General features: G+C 39.2%; 15 protein-coding genes. 6 read left to right on the top strand and 9 right to left on the bottom strand.

Going from position 1 to position 17,254, the window contains the following annotated elements:
- Nucleotides 1-172 precede the first annotated feature (172 nt).
- Nucleotides 173-4,063: a phosphoribosylformylglycinamidine synthase gene (gene purL / locus B0186_RS03340; RefSeq protein ID WP_078217980.1), complete on the top strand. Its 3,891-nt coding sequence runs from the start codon at nt 173-175 to the stop codon at nt 4,061-4,063.
- Nucleotides 4,064-4,140: 77 nt separating this feature from the next.
- On the opposite strand, the gene B0186_RS11970 is transcribed toward purL, so the two are convergent.
- The 9 genes from B0186_RS11970 to rdgB all read right to left on the bottom strand — a co-directional run bounded on the left by B0186_RS11970 (nt 4,141) and on the right by rdgB (nt 12,422).
- Nucleotides 4,141-4,713 carry a restriction endonuclease subunit S gene (locus B0186_RS11970; RefSeq protein WP_407919730.1) on the bottom strand — a complete coding sequence of 191 codons (573 nt, stop codon included), beginning with the start codon at nt 4,711-4,713 and terminating at the stop codon, nt 4,141-4,143.
- Complete coding sequence (locus tag B0186_RS11965) at nt 4,680-5,297, bottom strand: restriction endonuclease subunit S (RefSeq protein WP_169832915.1); 618 nt, start codon at nt 5,295-5,297, stop codon at nt 4,680-4,682. Before B0186_RS11965 ends, B0186_RS11970 begins: the two co-directional genes overlap by 34 nt.
- Before the next feature lie 394 nt (nt 5,298-5,691).
- Nucleotides 5,692-6,456: a hypothetical protein gene (locus tag B0186_RS03330; RefSeq protein ID WP_078217979.1), complete on the bottom strand. Its 765-nt coding sequence runs from the start codon at nt 6,454-6,456 to the stop codon at nt 5,692-5,694.
- 197 nt (nt 6,457-6,653) lie between these two features.
- Nucleotides 6,654-7,655, bottom strand: a complete 1,002-nt coding sequence (locus tag B0186_RS03325; protein ID WP_078217978.1) for a YeiH family putative sulfate export transporter — start codon at nt 7,653-7,655, stop codon at nt 6,654-6,656.
- Nucleotides 7,656-7,796: 141 nt separating this feature from the next.
- Complete coding sequence (locus B0186_RS03320) at nt 7,797-8,483, bottom strand: phosphodiester glycosidase family protein (protein WP_158077950.1); 687 nt, start codon at nt 8,481-8,483, stop codon at nt 7,797-7,799.
- Nucleotides 8,484-8,623: 140 nt separating this feature from the next.
- Nucleotides 8,624-9,856, bottom strand: a complete 1,233-nt coding sequence (gene serA, locus B0186_RS03315) for a phosphoglycerate dehydrogenase (protein ID WP_078217976.1) — start codon at nt 9,854-9,856, stop codon at nt 8,624-8,626.
- Nucleotides 9,857-9,889: 33 nt separating this feature from the next.
- Nucleotides 9,890-10,549 (bottom strand): ribose-5-phosphate isomerase RpiA, encoded by a 660-nt coding sequence (gene rpiA, locus B0186_RS03310; RefSeq protein WP_078217975.1) that lies wholly within the window; start codon nt 10,547-10,549, stop codon nt 9,890-9,892.
- A gap of 98 nt (nt 10,550-10,647) precedes the next feature.
- Nucleotides 10,648-11,826, bottom strand: coding sequence for a radical SAM family heme chaperone HemW (gene hemW, locus B0186_RS03305; protein ID WP_078217974.1), 1,179 nt, complete (start codon nt 11,824-11,826; stop codon nt 10,648-10,650).
- A complete protein-coding gene (rdgB, locus tag B0186_RS03300; RefSeq protein ID WP_078217973.1) occupies nt 11,826-12,422 on the bottom strand; it encodes an RdgB/HAM1 family non-canonical purine NTP pyrophosphatase in 597 nt (198 codons plus the stop codon). The genes hemW and rdgB overlap by 1 nt, the downstream gene beginning before the upstream one ends.
- Nucleotides 12,423-12,694: 272 nt before the next feature.
- On the opposite strand from rdgB, the gene B0186_RS03295 reads away from it, so the two are divergent.
- Genes B0186_RS03295 through bioC form a run of 5 tightly spaced genes read left to right on the top strand, consistent with a single transcriptional unit; the run spans nt 12,695 to nt 17,253 of the window.
- A complete protein-coding gene (locus B0186_RS03295; RefSeq protein WP_078217972.1) occupies nt 12,695-13,312 on the top strand; it encodes a LysE family translocator in 618 nt (205 codons plus the stop codon).
- 11 nt (nt 13,313-13,323) lie between these two features.
- Nucleotides 13,324-14,613 carry an adenosylmethionine--8-amino-7-oxononanoate transaminase gene (gene bioA / locus B0186_RS03290; protein ID WP_078217971.1) on the top strand — a complete coding sequence of 430 codons (1,290 nt, stop codon included), beginning with the start codon at nt 13,324-13,326 and terminating at the stop codon, nt 14,611-14,613.
- Nucleotides 14,603-15,796: an 8-amino-7-oxononanoate synthase gene (locus B0186_RS03285; RefSeq protein ID WP_078217970.1), complete on the top strand. Its 1,194-nt coding sequence runs from the start codon at nt 14,603-14,605 to the stop codon at nt 15,794-15,796. Before bioA ends, B0186_RS03285 begins: the two co-directional genes overlap by 11 nt.
- Nucleotides 15,797-15,803: 7 nt before the next feature.
- On the top strand, nt 15,804-16,475 hold the full coding sequence (locus B0186_RS03280) for a DUF452 family protein (RefSeq protein WP_078217969.1): 672 nt from the start codon (nt 15,804-15,806) through the stop codon (nt 16,473-16,475).
- A gap of 16 nt (nt 16,476-16,491) precedes the next feature.
- Nucleotides 16,492-17,253, top strand: a complete 762-nt coding sequence (gene bioC / locus B0186_RS03275; RefSeq protein ID WP_328587424.1) for a malonyl-ACP O-methyltransferase BioC — start codon at nt 16,492-16,494, stop codon at nt 17,251-17,253.
- The last annotated feature ends 1 nt before the right edge of the window (nt 17,254 follow it).

The raw sequence follows: 17,254 nt of genomic DNA, 5'->3' as shown, positions 1-17,254 counted from the left end.
ATCCTTTATTGTGCAGCTTTAAAATCCAGTCCGAAATAAGATAAAACATTAATTTTAGCTACCGCACTTCTTTATTTATCTTCTCCAAGCGTTCACGCAAACGTTTTCGTTTTGAAAAATTTACTTTATAATAGCGCCGATTTTTTATTTATATACCAAGGTCAAAAAGTTTATGTTACAAGTTTTCCGTGGCTCACCAGCCCTTTCTGAATTTCGTTTAAACCAACTTCAACAAAAATTCCAACAACATCAACTGCCTGTGCAATCTGTTTATGCGGAATATTTGCATTTTGTGGAGCTAAATGCACCGCTTGCAACGGAGCAGGAAGACAAGCTCAAAGCCCTCTTGCATTATGGTCCAACCCTTGAAGAACACAGCCCAACAGGTTTTTGTCTGATTGTTACCCCTCGTCTTGGCACGATTTCCTCTTGGTCTTCAAAGGCAACAGATATTGCTCATAACTGCGGTTTAGCGGAAATCAACCGTATTGAGCGTGGTTTGGCGTACTATTTTGAATTTTCAGCCCAACCGACTGATGAGCAACTTGCGACCTTAAAAGGCTTGCTGCACGACCGTATGCTTGAAACGGTGTTAAGCAATGAAGGCGAAGGGGCGGCACTTTTCGCTCAACAGCAGCCGAAGGAATTTACTACGGTTGATGTATTAGGCGGAGGACGTAAAGCCTTGGAAGATGCCAATGTGAATTTAGGTTTAGCATTAGCGGAAGATGAAATTGATTATTTAGTGGAAAATTTCACCGCACTTGGACGCAACCCGAACGATATTGAGCTGTATATGTTCGCCCAAGCCAACTCGGAGCATTGCCGCCATAAAATCTTCAATGCCGACTGGGTGATTGATGGCGAAAAACAGGATAAATCCCTGTTCAAAATGATTAAAAATACCTTTGAGAAAACCCCTGACTATGTGCTTTCTGCCTATAAAGATAATGCCGCAGTCATGGAAGGCTCAAAAGTGGGGCGTTTCTTCCCTGATCAAGACGGGCAATATCGCTACCACAACGAAGATGCCCACATCTTAATGAAAGTGGAAACTCACAACCACCCAACTGCCATTTCGCCATTCCCAGGCGCAGCGACAGGTTCGGGCGGTGAAATTCGTGATGAAGGTGCAACAGGACGTGGGGCAAAACCAAAAGCAGGTTTAACGGGCTTCTCGGTGTCTAACCTTGTGATCCCAAACTTTGAACAACCTTGGGAAAATCCGCTTTCTAAGCCAAACCGTATCGCTTCGGCGTTAGATATTATGATCGAAGGTCCACTTGGTGGGGCAGCGTTCAACAATGAATTTGGTCGCCCAGCTTTGCTTGGTTATTTCCGTACTTATGAAGAAAAAGTAAACAGTTTTGCAGGAGAAGAAGTACGTGGCTACCACAAGCCAATTATGCTTGCAGGTGGTATCGGCAACATTCGTGCAGAACACGTGCAAAAAGGTGAAATTCCAGTAGGGGCGAAGTTAATCGTGCTTGGTGGCCCTGCGATGAATATCGGCTTAGGCGGTGGTGCAGCTTCATCAATGGCATCGGGTAAATCCAAAGAAGATTTAGATTTTGCTTCTGTTCAACGTGAAAACCCTGAGATGGAACGCCGTTGCCAAGAAGTGATCGACCGTTGTTGGCAGTTAGGCGAAGACAACCCGATTTTATTTATTCACGATGTGGGTGCAGGCGGTTTATCTAATGCAATGCCTGAATTAGTTCACGACGGTGAGCGTGGCGGTAAGTTCGACTTACGTTCGATTTTATGCGATGAAAAAGGGATGTCGCCGTTAGAAATTTGGTGTAACGAATCGCAAGAGCGCTATGTGTTAGCAGTAGCCCCTGAAAAACTTGAATTATTTACCGCACTTTGTGAGCGTGAACGTGCCCCTTTTGCAGTGATCGGAGAAGCCACTGAAGAAAAACATTTAACCCTTTCCGACAGCCATTTCGACAACAAGCCGATTGATTTGCCGATGAATGTGTTACTTGGCAAAACCCCAAAAATGACCCGAGATGTGTTGTCAAAAACGGTAGAAAATGCACCGCTTGCACAGGATGAAATCCAGCTCAAAGAAGCCTTGCATCGTGTGCTACGTTTACCCGTCGTCGCAGAAAAAACCTTCTTAATTACCATCGGCGACCGTTCAGTGACCGCTATGGTAGCTCGTGATCAAATGGTCGGTCCTTGGCAAATTCCTGTTGCCGACTGTGCGGTAACGACTGCAAGTTTAGATAGCTACCATGGCGAAGCGATGTCCATGGGCGAACGTGCGCCAGTTGCCTTGCTTGACTTCGGTGCATCAGCACGCCTCGCCGTTGCAGAAAGCATCACTAACATTGCGGCAACCAATATCGGCGACATCAAGCGTATTAAACTCTCTGCTAACTGGATGTCCGCAGCAGGTCACGAAGGGGAAGATGCAGGCTTATACGAAGCAGTGAAAGCGGTGGGTGAAGAGCTTTGCCCAGCCCTAGGCATCACCATTCCTGTGGGTAAAGACTCTATGTCGATGAAAACCACTTGGAACGAAAACGGCGAACAAAAAGCCGTTACTGCACCACTTTCCTTAGTGATTTCTGCTTTCGCTCGTGTGGAAGATGTTCGCAAAACCGTTACCCCACAATTACGCACCGATAAAGGTACAACTCGCTTATTGTTGATCGACTTAGGCGAAGGCAAAAATCGTCTAGGTGCAACCGCACTTACCCAGGTTTACAAGCAACTAGGCGACAAACCTGCGGACGTCGTGAATGTAGAAACCCTCAAAAACTTCTTCAACGCAATGCAAGCCCTTGTGGCACAACAAAAATTATTGGCATACCACGACCGTTCAGACGGTGGTTTAATCGCTACCCTTGCGGAAATGGCATTTGCGGGCAACTGTGGTGTGGAAGTGGATATTTCTGCCTTGGGCGACAACGACTTAGCAGTGTTATTCAATGAAGAATTAGGGGCAGTTATCCAAATTTCCGACAGCGAATTAAACAACGTGCGTGAGATCTTAAATGCACATAATCTATTACCAATCACCAAAGAACTTGGTGCGGTGGTTGAAGGCGATCTGTTTGAAATTAGTCGTGGCACTCGCAAATTACTCAGTGAAAAACGCTCAGAATTGCGTGGTATTTGGGCGGAATTAACCCACCAAATGCAACGTTTGCGTGATAACCCAGAATGTGCAGACCAAGAGTTTGAAACGAAAAAAGATCCAAATAACAAAGGCTTATCGGTACATTTAACTTACGACATCAACGAAGATATTGCGGCACCTTATATCAATAAAGGCGTGAAACCGACCATTGCGATCTTACGTGAACAGGGCGTAAACAGCCATTACGAAATGGCAGCAGCCTTTGACAGAGCTGGTTTCAACAGCATTGACGTGCATATGAGCGACTTAATGAGCGGTCGCAGAAACTTAAAAGATTTCAATGCGCTAGTGGCTTGTGGCGGCTTCTCTTACGGCGACGTATTAGGTGCAGGCGGCGGTTGGGCGAAATCAATCTTATTCAACCCAATGTTGCGTGACCAATTCAGCCAATTCTTCGCTAACCCGAACACACTTACATTAGGGGTATGTAATGGTTGCCAAATGGTGTCTAACTTAGCGGAAATTATCCCAGGCACAGAAAACTGGCCTCGCTTCGTCCGTAACAAATCCGAACGCTTTGAAGCGCGTGTTGGCTTAGTGCGTATCAACGATACCAACAACCACTGGTTCGCAGGCATGGCAGGTAGCCATATGCCGATTGCGGTTTCTCATGGTGAAGGGCAGGTAGAATTTAAAAATAGTGAGCAACTTCACAATTTACAGGATCAAAACTTGATCATTGCTCAGTATATCGACAATAATCTCCAACCAACGGAAACCTACCCTGCTAACCCTAACGGCTCAGCTCTTGGCATCACCGCCATCGGCAACGCAGACGGACGTGTCGCCATTATGATGCCACACCCAGAACGTGTATTCAGAGCGGTGAGTAACTCTTGGTATCCAGAAGACTGGAACGAAGATGGTGCATGGATGAGAATGTTTAGGAATGCGAGGGTGGTTCTCTAAGAAAGCACAAAAGTGCGGTTTTTATACCGCACTTTTTAGTTTGCCGTGAGTTTCTTTATGTATGGGCTAAACCCATCCTACGAATTTGGAAAGTTCAACAACATCTCCCGATAATACTCATATTGCTTACGTCTTAACTCAATTTCCTTTGGCAAGCCATCGCTGATGAAATTGGTCAAGCGGTCAAATTTATCCAAAATGGCGACAATCTTGGCTTGAGTTTCAAGTGATGGGATTGGGATTTGATAGTTCAAAATAGCTTCTTTATTTCCCCTTGGCATTTTTGCCCCTTTGGCGTGCTTCATGTTGTAATCAAAAAACTTATCATCTGCTAAAACTTGATAAAGATATCTTGGATTAATCTTTTGACTCATAACACGAATAACTAAAACATCGCCATTTGTGCCACCCATACAGTCAGCATGCCAAATTTTCTTTAAATACGGTCGAATGTTACCAATCAAAATATCATCTTTGATAAACTCGGTTAAGTTGCCTGATGTTGGTACATAATTGGATAAGGTTTTACCAGCTCTGTTTTGTAATAAATTATCCACACCAACATAATTGCTTTCATCTAATTTCTCAAAGCTGATACGACTTTTGGAATAAGATGCTACCTCCCCCAAAGTCTTCCACTCAAACCCCACCTTTGCCAATTCACTTTCAGACAATAGCAAATCCCGATAGTATTGATATTGTTTTTTCTCAAGATATGTTCAGTTTCAAGTGCGGTTGTTAAATCGGTGTTTAATTCCGTCAAAATATCCAGTATTTTTACAATTTCTTTTTGTAATTCTAATTTAGGTACGGGGATTAAGAGAGTTTTTAATTCACTTGCATTTAAAGCTGGAATTCCCGTAAAAGTACATAGACTATGAATTTGCTTTTGGAAATGTAGTAGCAAATGAAATAAAAAGCGTACATCTAACTCATCACTATCTTTAATCGTAACAGAATAATTTAAATTCCCACGAAAATATTTTCCTTCTTGCCACGTAATAGAACCAACTCCAGCTCCACGAGTAGTAACACCAATAGGATCATTTTCAGTATTCCACTCATTAATATAACCCAAGGGTTCACGACCACTATTTATCACTGGATAGATACCTTGGTTATTTTCTATTTTTTGTTTATTAATAGATTGACCAGTTTTAACATCAACAACCTCCCCCAACGGCTTCCACTCCACTTCCGCTTGTTCAATCATTGTTAAAATATTGGTTTTCATCTTCTCTCTCAATTAATGTGATTGTAGGGACGCCACGCTGGCGTCCGAATAAAAATTTTTAAATTCTTTTTAAAATTAAACAATTACGCTGGTATTTGAAACGGACGCCAGCGTGGCGTCCCTACAAATACTCTGCTATTTAATCGTTGTGCAACTGCTACATAATATCGAAAATTTCTTTATTTTAAAAAGGAGAATGAGTATGAATAGGAAATATAAAATGAATAATCATGATAGAGTCTATTTTGTTAGTTTTGCAACTGATTATTGGGTAGATTTTTTATTCGAGAAGTTATTTTCAAGCTAGGATAATAGTTTTGTCACATACGTTTTATATATTAAATTCCAGACATAAAAAAGCCGCTATCAAGCGGCTTTGATCAAATATTATTTATTAGAATTTAAAACCAACGGAGAGACGTAATGCATCATTATTATATGAAGTACTTGTATAACGTAATCCTTGTTTAGTAGAGTTTTGGTAAGTGATTTTTGAATTAGTATGATAATAACCTAGTTCTACTAAGAAAGATTTATATTCAATCCCAATCCCCAAACCTAAATAAAGACCGTTTTTAGTTTTAAGATCACTAAGGTAGCTACTTCCATCTTCTTTTCTTAAAGTCCCTCTTTGCATTTGATCAGTAAAATGATCATATTGTGTATCACGAATTTTATTAAATGAATAACCTAAATTCCCTTTAAAATAAAGATTCGTATTTTGATTAAGAGGATAATTTTGTTTAAGAATTAAATAGACGGGTAGAGAGGAATAACGATTGACGTTGTAAGTTCCAACTATAGTAGATTCATGAACATTTGGTTGATATTCACCTTGACTATTTCCATCATAAATTGTGGTAGTTTTAAATCCTTTCCGTTTAATATAACCAATACCAAGACCAAGCTCTGTTTTTGGAAAAACATTATAGGTAGTCTCTAAAAATACACTTGGAGAAAAGGTATTCTTTTTCGATGGAGTTGGAATATATGGTCCATTTGGTGCGTTAATATCTTTATCACCAATGATTTGGAATGACTCAAAACGAGAAGTTAAATCAATCCCAGCCTTACCATAAAAATTAAACCCACTAGTTTGAGCAATTGCGAAAGCAGGTAAAACCGATAACACAGTTAAAAATAGTTTGTTAATTTTCATAATCACATTCCATTTGTAGTAATAATAAAATAAAAAATTAGGTAGACAATTTCTACCTCGCGGTATACTAATTATTAGGTAGATAAAAGTAAAGATGATTATCAATAATAGGGTGTTAATTCGATAGTTGTTTTGTAATCAGCTCATAAACTTAAGATTGATATCCCTAGTCACATATTTTAATGTAATTTCATCTATCAAATACTTTGCATAAATAAATTAACTGCTAATCCGCCAAAAACCAACCAAACAAAAAGCATTACTCCTAACAACAAGGGTTTTACCCCTGCTTTTTTTATGGCGCTGACATGAGTAGTTAGTCCTAAAGCTGTCATAGCAGCGATTAGCAATAAACCGTCTAAATCTACGATAAATTTAACCGCACTTTTTGGCAAAATATCGAAGGAATTGAACACTGCCATTAGGATAAATAAAAAGGCAAACCAAGGAATATTGATTTTGCTTTTATCTGATTTTTGTTTGGATAACGCCCAAGATAAAATTAATAAAAAAGGAGCAAGCATCATCACTCTAATCATTTTGGTGATGACTGCTGTATCCGCAACTGTCGGGCTAATATTGCCGCCTGCGGCATAGACTTGAGCCACTTCGTGAACGGTCGAGCCAATATAAATACCAAATTGATGATCAGTTAGCCAATGTTGTAAATAATTGTAGCTGATCGGGTATAAGAACATGGCAATGGTGCCGAAAATTACTACAACCGCAACTGCAACAGAGACTTTATGGGATTCAGCTTTAGTCACTGGCTCCATTGCCATGACGGCTGCTGCTCCACAAATACTACAACCACCAGCGGTTAAATATACTGTCTGCTTATCCATTTTCAGCCAATAAATGCCTAAGGCAATGGCGAGAAAAAAGGTAGAAGTGAGCATAATGGCATCGCTCACAATAGCATTAACGCCTACATGACTAATATCTTGTAAAGTCAAACGAAAGCCATATAGCACAATTCCGATGCGTAACAATGTTCCTTTCGCAAATAGCACCCCTTTGTCTAATTTGCTTGAAAGTGCGGGATAAAATGTGTTGCCAATAAAAATACCGAGCAAAATGGCTATGGTTAATGCACTGATTTTAGCTTGATGTGCAAATTGTGTACTTGCTAACCAACTTACAATGGTGGTTAATAAAGCTATGAAACCTAATCCAAGATAAAAACTTCTATTTTTCATGTTATTTCCACTTAATATTTAGTTAATTTAGATAAAAAGTTTCTGACGTGAATTAAACTGAGAAACCTTAGTCAAATTGAGGGCATTTTACGCCTCGATAATAGCATTGTCCACAAAACTACTTTTCTGTACGAGATAAAATTATTTCACTCTAACACCAAAATGGTTTCCGACCTTCCTTTCATTTCCTTGCAACAGAGGTAAATCAGAAATACGTTTTTGATCCACAACCATGACCGAACTACCACCACCATCTAAATTAATTGCTTTCGTTAATTTTAAGTCTGTGGCGAGATCCGCAAGTTCATCTAAAGTCATACCACGATAAGTAAGTTGTCTGCCCTCCACCACGACTAAATAAAGTAAGTTCTGGCCTTCATCTAAACCAACCATGGTGCGAGGATGTTTATCACTGAAAATAGATTGGCTGCAACCAACTTTATCTTGTGGGGCACAACTAAATTTTTTGGATTTATGATCATAGTAATGCCAACCAGCAATAGCTAACTGCCATTTAGGATTGATTTTTGCCGCATGATTCTTTGGATCAATAATACATTTGTTATCTTTGTCACAAGCCAAGAAGGAGCGAGATCTTGTATCTCTAGCATTCCTCCATGGTCTATATTGACTAATGTTCATACCAATGGGCGAACCGTCTTTACGAAAAAAACTACCGTTAATTGCCACCGCACTTTGATACTTTTCTGCAAATTCCGAAACGGTTAACCCTTGATCTTTTGGATTTGTAGTAACTAGCTCAATGTTTTTACAAGATAAGTTAATCTGGCTGATGTGAATATAGTCATTTTTTGAATACGTTTTCATGCAATCTTTAGCTTGAGTAGATAAAGAGAGAAAACTTGGCAGCAATAACAGAATCAGAAGTTTTATATTAAAAATAAAATTACGCATAACACAAAACTGAAAAGGGCTGAATTATCAGCCCTTTGCTTGTCAATATCAGATTAGAACAATACTCTTGCACGAATAGTGCCATCGATTTGTTTAAGTTTAGCCAATAATGGCGCAGTGTCTTCAGTTTCAATATCAATTACCACATAACCAATTTGGGCATCAGTTTGTAAATATTCAGCTGCAATATTGATATTTTGCTCCACAAACACTTGGTTGATTTTGGTTAAAATACCTGGGCGATTATGGTGAATATGTAACAAACGTTTGGTGCCACTATGTTCTGGTAAAGAAACTTCAGGGAAATTCACAGCAGAAAGGGTTGAACCATTATCGGAATATTTAACAAATTTATTGGCTACTTCTGTTCCAATATTTTCTTGTGCCTCAGCGGTTGAACCACCAATATGTGGAGTTAAAATAACATTGTCAAAGGCACGCAATGGCGAAATAAACTCTTCTTCAATTGAAGCTGGTTCTTCTGGGAATACATCAATTGCCGCACCACGAATTTTTTTGCTTTCCAAAGCTTGTGCTAAAGCATCAATATCCACCACTGTGCCACGAGCTGCATTAATAAATACACAATCTGGTTTTAATTGAGCGATACGCTGTGCATTCATTAAATTTTTAGTTGAGGCATTTTCAGGCAAATGTAAAGAAACCACATCACTCGTGCGTAATAATTCTTCTAAACTGTTGATTTGTTGCGCATTACCTAAAGGCAATTTTGTTTCAATATCATAGAAATACACGTTCATACCTAGCGCCTCAGCAATAATGCTTAACTGAGAACCAATATGACCATAGCCTACAATGCCTAAACGTTTGCCACGCACTTCATAAGAACCAGCGGCTGATTTATTCCATAGTCCACGATGTACATCCGCATTCGCTTGTGGCACGTTGCGCATTAGTAACAAAATTTCACCAAGCACTAATTCAGCCACAGATCTGGTATTAGAAAATGGCGCATTAAAAACAGGAATACCGCGCGCTTTCGCTGCATCTAAATCAACTTGGTTTGTGCCAATACAAAAACAACCAATGGCAATTAACTTAGTTGCTTCCGCCAACACATCTTCCGTTAAAAAAGTGCGGGAACGAATACCAATAAAATGTGCATCTTTGATAGCCGCTTTTAATTCATCAGGCTCTAAAGCCTTTTGATGATATTCAATATTGGTATAACCTGCAGCTTTTAATACATCTAGTGCATTTTGGTGCACACCTTCTAAAAGCAAAAACTTAATTTTTGATTTATCCAGTGATACTTTTGTTGTCATATTTGCTCTCCTGTGTATTTTTATTTTAAATAATTATTCAATAATTTTGGCACCCTCTGGTGTACCAACAATCACAATATCCGCAGAACGTAAAGCGAAAATACCGTTTGTTACTACACCAGCAACATTATTCAATTCTTTTTCCATTTCTACTGGGTTCATGATTTTGAAGTTATAAACATCTAAAATGACATTGCCATTATCTGTTATCACGGATTCACGATATTCAGGCGAACCACCCAAAGCGACTAATTTACGAGCGACTTGTGAGCGAGCCATTGGAATAACTTCAACGGGTAAGGCGAATGTTGAGCCTAACACATCAACTTGTTTAGAACTATCCACTATGCATATGAAATTTTTTGCTAATGCAGCCACAATTTTTTCACGTGTTAATGCCGCACCACCACCTTTAATCATCATTTTTTGTGGATTAATTTCATCTGCACCATCAACATAAATATCCAAACCTGATACATCATTTGCACTAAAAACTTCGATGCCTTGTTTGCGTAATAATTCTTCTGAGGCTTTTGATGCAGCAACTGCGCCTTTGATCTGATCTTTGATTATACCTAATGCCTCAATAAAACAATTCACCGTTGAGCCACTGCCTACGCCGACGATACTGTAAGGTTTAACATATTGTAGAGCAGCTTGTGCGGCCATTTTTTTCATGCTTAATTGATCCATTTTTTTATCCTTTGTCTATAATTTTCTACTTATTTAACATCAAGTAAACGTTTGCGTATAAGCTCGTTACTTTAAAACTATTCGCCCAAATAAACAAGTTATTCAGGTAAAAACTCTGTTAATAATTCATTGAGGAAAAGTTTGCCTTGTTCAGTAATTTGCCAAGTGCGGTGTGTTTCTGACAAATATTTTTTCTCCAATGCCCAATCTATTTGTTTTTGCACCGCACTTTGTGCCAACCCAGTCAAAAACTCAAATTGTTGTTTCTCAACTGGTTCTAGCAAGCGAAAACGGTTCATAAAAAATTCAAAGGGTCGTTCTGCAACAGGAATATTTTTTTCCTCATACAAATATTCACCTCGCATATAACCTTTAGGGTGCTTAGTTTTGGAAAAACGTACAATCCGCCCATCAGTAAAACTCAGCTTGCCATGCGCACCACAACCAATAGCGAGATAATCGCCAAAACGCCAATAGTTCAAATTATGCCGACATTGAAACCCCTCTTTTGCATAAGCGGAAGTTTCATATTGCTGATAGCCCGCTTTTGTGAGCAATTGATGACCCTGCTCAAAAATATCCCAAAGCTCGTCATCATCAGGTAATTTTGGCGGACGATAGGCAAACATGGTATTTGGCTCAATCGTAAGTTGATACCAAGAAAGATGTGGAGGTGCTAACTCAATGGCTTGTTGCAAATCATCTAAGGCTTGCGCTAAAGATTGATTAGGCAAACCATGCATTAAATCTAAATTAAAGCTATTTAATACAGAATGTCTCGCAAATACCACCGCACTTTTCGCTTCAATAGCATTGTGAATACGTCCTAGCTTTTGTAATTTTTCATCGCTAAAACTTTGAATACCCATTGAAATGCGATTTACGCCGGCCTGAACATACCCCATAAAACGCTCACTTTCAGCGGTACTAGGATTAGCCTCAAGAGTAATTTCAATGTCTTTCTCAAAGGGAATAAGCTGCTTAATTTGATTTAATAAATAATCAATGTTTTGTGCAGAAAATAAGCTCGGTGTCCCACCACCAATAAAAATCGAATGTAATTTTCGCTTGGCTATTGATGAATGATAACGAAGTAAATCTTGCTTTAAGTCAGCGAGTAAATGCGTGATGTATTCCACCTCAGGAATAAACCCTTTCTGTGCATGAGAGTTGAAATCACAATAAGGGCATTTTTGTACACACCAAGGAATATGAATATACAAACTTAATGGCGGTAGCTGAATGGCAGATAATTGTACGGCAGAAAATTCAGTCATTATTTCAACCGCTCTTTTAATACAGCAAGCGCTCTAGCACGATGTGAAATTTTCTTTTTCTCCGAGGTTTCTAGTTCGGCAAAAGTGCAACTTGTTTCAGGATAGAAAAATAAACTGTCATAACCAAAACCATTGGCTCCACTTTCGGAAAAAGCGATTGTGCCATGACATTCGCCCTCAGCAATAATTGGCGATGGATCCGTTTCATGTTGCAACATAACAATGCAACTAACAAATTTAGCATGACGTTCATTGACTGGCACATTCACTAATTCTGCTAATAATTTTTCTCGATTTTTTGCATCAGCATGTTCCCCTTCAATTCCAGCATAACGCGCAGAATATAATCCTGGTGCGCCGTTAAGGGCTGAAACAACTAAACCACTATCATCTGCAATCGCAGGCAATCCTGACTTTTGAGCAGCGTAACGTGCTTTTAAAATGGCATTTTCTACAAAAGTTAAACCTGTTTCCTCAGGACTATCAATGCCTAAATCCGTTTGTGCGACGACCTCAAAGCCAAATTCAGCTAGCACATCCGCCATTTCTCTTACTTTGCCTTGATTGCCAGTGGCAAGCACAATTTTCTGTTTCATCATTGCTCCTTTCTCTGTGAATAAGTCTTTTATCGACCCTTTTACTGATAATTCTGCGATTATATCAGACCTATTACAAACCTTTAATTTATATTGTGGAAAGAACAAAGTATGAAAATTGGATAATAACAAGGCATACAACAAAGCGCTCCACATAAACTACGCTCAAGTAAGTATGTACTTTTTATTGTTTTCCATAAAATAGATATAAATCTTGAATCATTCATCTCGGTAAGCATAATATGCGGAAACTTAATATTAAAGGAGAAAAAATGAATGAACTAATTGCCGTAATGAGCATTACTTTACTGGCAGTGATTAGTCCCAGTGGCGATTTTGCGATGGTCACAAGAAATAGCTATCTTTATGGAAAACAAGCTGGAATTTGGACGGCGTTAGGGATTGCAAGTGCGGTATGGATTCATATTATTTATACGCTTTTGGGTGTAAGTATGTTGTTAATTCAATTTCCAATGTTATTTCACATCATTAAAATTTTTGGTGCTTGCTATTTAATCTATATTGGTATCGAAACTTATCGCCATAAAGAAATTAAAATGGATTTACAAGAAAGCCAAGTTCAACTTCGAGCTTTATCCGCTTTTAAAACAGGCTTTTTTGCTAATGCCCTTAACCCGAAAACAACTCTATTTATTCTCAGCACCTTTACGCAAATTGTCCAACCCGATACGTCTTTAATCATACAAACAGGTTATGGTGCTTTTATTTCCTTAGCTCATTTAGTTTGGTTCGCCATTGTTGCTACACTACTTTCCAGTCCGCAAATTCGTCAAAAATTGTTAGCCAAGCAAATGATAGTAAATCGTTGTATCGGCGTATTATTATGTGTTTTAGGTGGAATGTTGCTTATTTCAAGTAATATATTTTAGTGGGAGTAAAAATGAACGAGCAGACTTTACTTGAATTAGATAAACAGCATATTTGGCATCCTTATGCGGCGATTAATTCTGATATGCCGATGTATGCGGTGGAGCGTGCGGAGGGGGTGGAAATTACCTTAAAAAACGACCGCACTTTAATTGATGGCATGTCTTCTTGGTGGGCGGCTTTGCATGGTTATAATCACCCAGTTCTTAACCAAGCGGCAAAAGCACAGTTGGATAAAATGAGCCATATTATGTTTGGTGGCTTTACGCATGATCCTGCAGCGGAGCTGGCTCAACGTTTAGTGCGATTATTGCCTGATGGTTTGGATAAGATCTTTTTTGCCGATAGTGGATCTGTTGCGGTGGAAGTGGCGATGAAAATGGCTATTCAATATCAGCAAGCCAAAGGCGAAAGTCAGCGTACTAAATTCGCCAGCATCAGATCTGGCTATCATGGTGATACTTGGCATGCGATGTCTGTTTGTGATCCTATTACTGGTATGCATAATTTATTCGCTCAACGTTTGCCTTTACAATATTTTCTCCCTCAACCCAAAACCGCTTTTGGCGAGCCTTGGCAAGAGGAAGATATTCAGCCGTTAAAATCTTTGTTGGCAGAAAAGAGCGGTGAGATTGCGGGATTAATTTTAGAGCCTGTGGTGCAAGGGGCTGGCGGTATGTATTTTTATTCGCCTATTTATTTGCAAAAGGCGAGAAAGCTTTGCGATCAATATGGCGTACTGTTGATCTTTGATGAAATTGCCACAGGATTTGGACGGACGGGAAAATTATTTGCTACGGAATACACCAATATTAAGCCTGATATTATTTGTTTGGGTAAGGCATTGACGGGCGGTTATTTAACCTTATCTGCCACTATTACCAACGCTCATATTGCCCAAACTATTTGTTCTGGCGAGGCAAAATGTTTTATGCACGGTCCAACTTTTATGGCAAATCCGCTGGCTTGTGCCATTGCCTGTGCCTCTATTGACTTATTATTGGCGAGCGATTGGCAACATAAAGTGAAGCAAATCGAGCAACAATTAAAACGAGAGCTTGCCCCTGCCGCAGAGCTAAGTGCGGTGCAAAATGTGCGAGTTTTAGGGGCGATTGGTGTCATTGAAATGAAAGAAAGTGTGGATCTCAAATTGTTACAGCCTAAGTTTGTGGAAAAGGGTATCTGGTTACGCCCTTTCGCAAAATTAATTTATATGATGCCACCTTTTATTATTGAGCCTGCACAGTTATCTCAATTAACGTCAGCTACCTTAGCAGTTATCAAGGAGGTTTATGGTGAATAAATTTGCTAACTTTACCGAGCATTTAACGAATTTAAAGCAAATAGGACAATTTCGCACCTTGCCACAATTAATACATCATGGCAAATATATTGAAAAAGATAGACGACTTATGCTGAATATGTCTTCCAACGATTATTTAGGCTTGGCGAGCGATTTGGATTTACAGCAAGAATTTTGGCAAAAATATAGCGAAAAAGCACCGCACTTTAGCGCTTTTCCTCCATTCACTTCTTCTTCATCACGCTTATTAACAGGTTCATTTCCTGAATATGAACAATTAGAACATCTTTTGGCTCAGCGTTTTCAACGTGAAAACGCCTTGTTATTTAATAGCGGCTATCACGCTAATATTGGTATTTTGCCTGCTTTAGCCGATAAACAAACTTTAATTCTGGCGGATAAATTAGTTCATGCCAGCATGATTGACGGTATTCGTTTAAGTGGTGCTGATTTTGTGCGTTATCGCCATAATGATCATGAACATTTATTGAGCTTGTTGAAAAAACATCAGGGCAAATATCAGCGGTTTATTATTGTGACAGAAAGCCTGTTTAGCATGGACGGGGATATTGTGGATCTCAAGGCTTTGGTGACGTTAAAGCAACAATTTGATAATGTGTTCCTTTATGTTGACGAGGCACATGCCATAGGTGCTTATGGCGAAACCGGTTTAGGCATTGCCGAACAACAGCAATGTCTTGACGATATTGATTTTTTAGTGGGGACTTTTGGCAAAGCCTTGGCTTCTATGGGTGCTTATTTAGTTTGTGATCAAGTGATTAAAGATTATTTAGTCAACACTATGCGTCCGCTGATTTTTTCCACCGCACTTCCGCCACTGAATATTGCGTGGACAACATTTTTATTTGAAAAATTGCCGACCTTCCAAGCTCGCCGTCAATATTTAGCTCAGATTACAGATTATATGCGTGAGCAACTTGCTATGTGTGGACAAGCTCATCTTAGCCAAAGTTGTATTCAACCCTATATTATTGGCGATAACCAAAAAACCGTAGAATTAGCATTGAACTTGCAACAACAGGGCTATTATTGCTTACCCATTCGTCCACCCACAGTGCCGCAACATACAGCAAGAATTCGTTTGTCCTTAACGGCAGATATGAATATGCAAGAATTGGCGGCTTTTGTGGACTGTTTAAGAAATAGCATTTTTGATAAATAGGATTTTTATGCAAACAAAATGGATTAATAATCAAGGGGAAAATTTAGTACTGTATTTTGCAGGCTGGGGCAGTCCTACAAGTGCGGTAGAACATTTAGCATTATCGCCAAATGAAGATTTGTTGATTTGTTATAACTATCAGAATTTACAGCTTGAGTTCGATTTTTCCTCTTACCAGCAAATTCATTTAGTGGCTTGGTCAATGGGCGTTTGGGTGGCGGATCAAGTGATGCAAGATTTCCCTCATCTTCAATTGAGTTCTGCTGTTGCCATTAATGGCACAGGCAAGCCTTGCGATGATGTGTTTGGTATTCCTCAGGCTATTTTTGTTGGTACCTTGCAAAATTTAGACGAAGCTAATTTAGCTAAATTTCAGCGTAGGATCTGTGGCGATAAACAGCTTTTTACTCAATATCAACAGCTTGATGGGCAACGAAGTGCGGTGGAAAATCACCGAGAATTAGCTTTTCTTTATCAGCAAATGCAAAAACAGCCTCAGCAAAAAATTCAATGGACAAAAGCCATTATTGGACAACAAGATCGCATTTTTCCCATAGAAAATCAAAATGCCTATTGGCAAGATTATTTTGCGCAACAACAAGATAAAATTGTGCAAAAATCCTTACCTCATTATCCCTTTGCTGCTTTTAGCTGTTGGGAAGAATTATTTTCTCTTTAACTAAAGGGGGATTGGTGTGCAAGAGATAAATAAACAGCGAGTTGCCCATTGCTTTTCACAAGCCTTAACCACCTACGATCAACAAGCCTTTGCTCAACAACAAATTAATGAATACTTAGTCGCTTTGTTAGTAAAACAAGGGAAAGTAGATTTTTCTGATGTGTTGGAAATTGGTTGTGGCACAGGACAGCTAACCAGTTTATTAGCACAACATTTAAACATTGCTCATTGGTATTTGAATGATCTTTGTGATGTTAAAGAAAAGATTGGTGAGATTTTGGCTGGCAAATCCTATGATTTTTTTCAAGTTGATGCGGAATATCATCATTTCCCCACTAAATATGATCTCATTGTTTCCGCTTCCACATTGCAATGGTTTAATGATCCACTTGGCTTCGTGCAAAGATCTGCGGACAAATTGAATTCTCAAGGCTATTTGTTGCTCGCTACTTTCGCCCCAGAAAATTTATTGGAAATTCGTCAATTAACAGGCGTAGGCTTAAATTATCCCAACTTGGCACAATGGCAACAGACATTACATAGGGATTTTGAGATTTTACATTTGCATCAGCAACAAATTGAACTGGCGTTTAATTCCCCCCTGCAAGTGTTGCAGCATTTGAAACAAACAGGTGTAACTGCATTAAGCCAAGGGCATTGGAATAAGGCAAAATTACAGCGATTTATTGGCGATTATCAGCGTCTTTATGCTTTGGGACAAGGCAAAGTGCGGTTGACTTATCAGCCAATTTTTATTTTGGCAAGAAAGAGAACTTAAT

This window comes from Canicola haemoglobinophilus (genome assembly GCF_002015075.1).
GTDB lineage: Bacteria > Pseudomonadota > Gammaproteobacteria > Enterobacterales > Pasteurellaceae > Canicola > Canicola haemoglobinophilus.
Note: the sequence above shows the minus strand (reverse complement) of the source record. Positions and strands in the feature narration are given on the sequence as shown.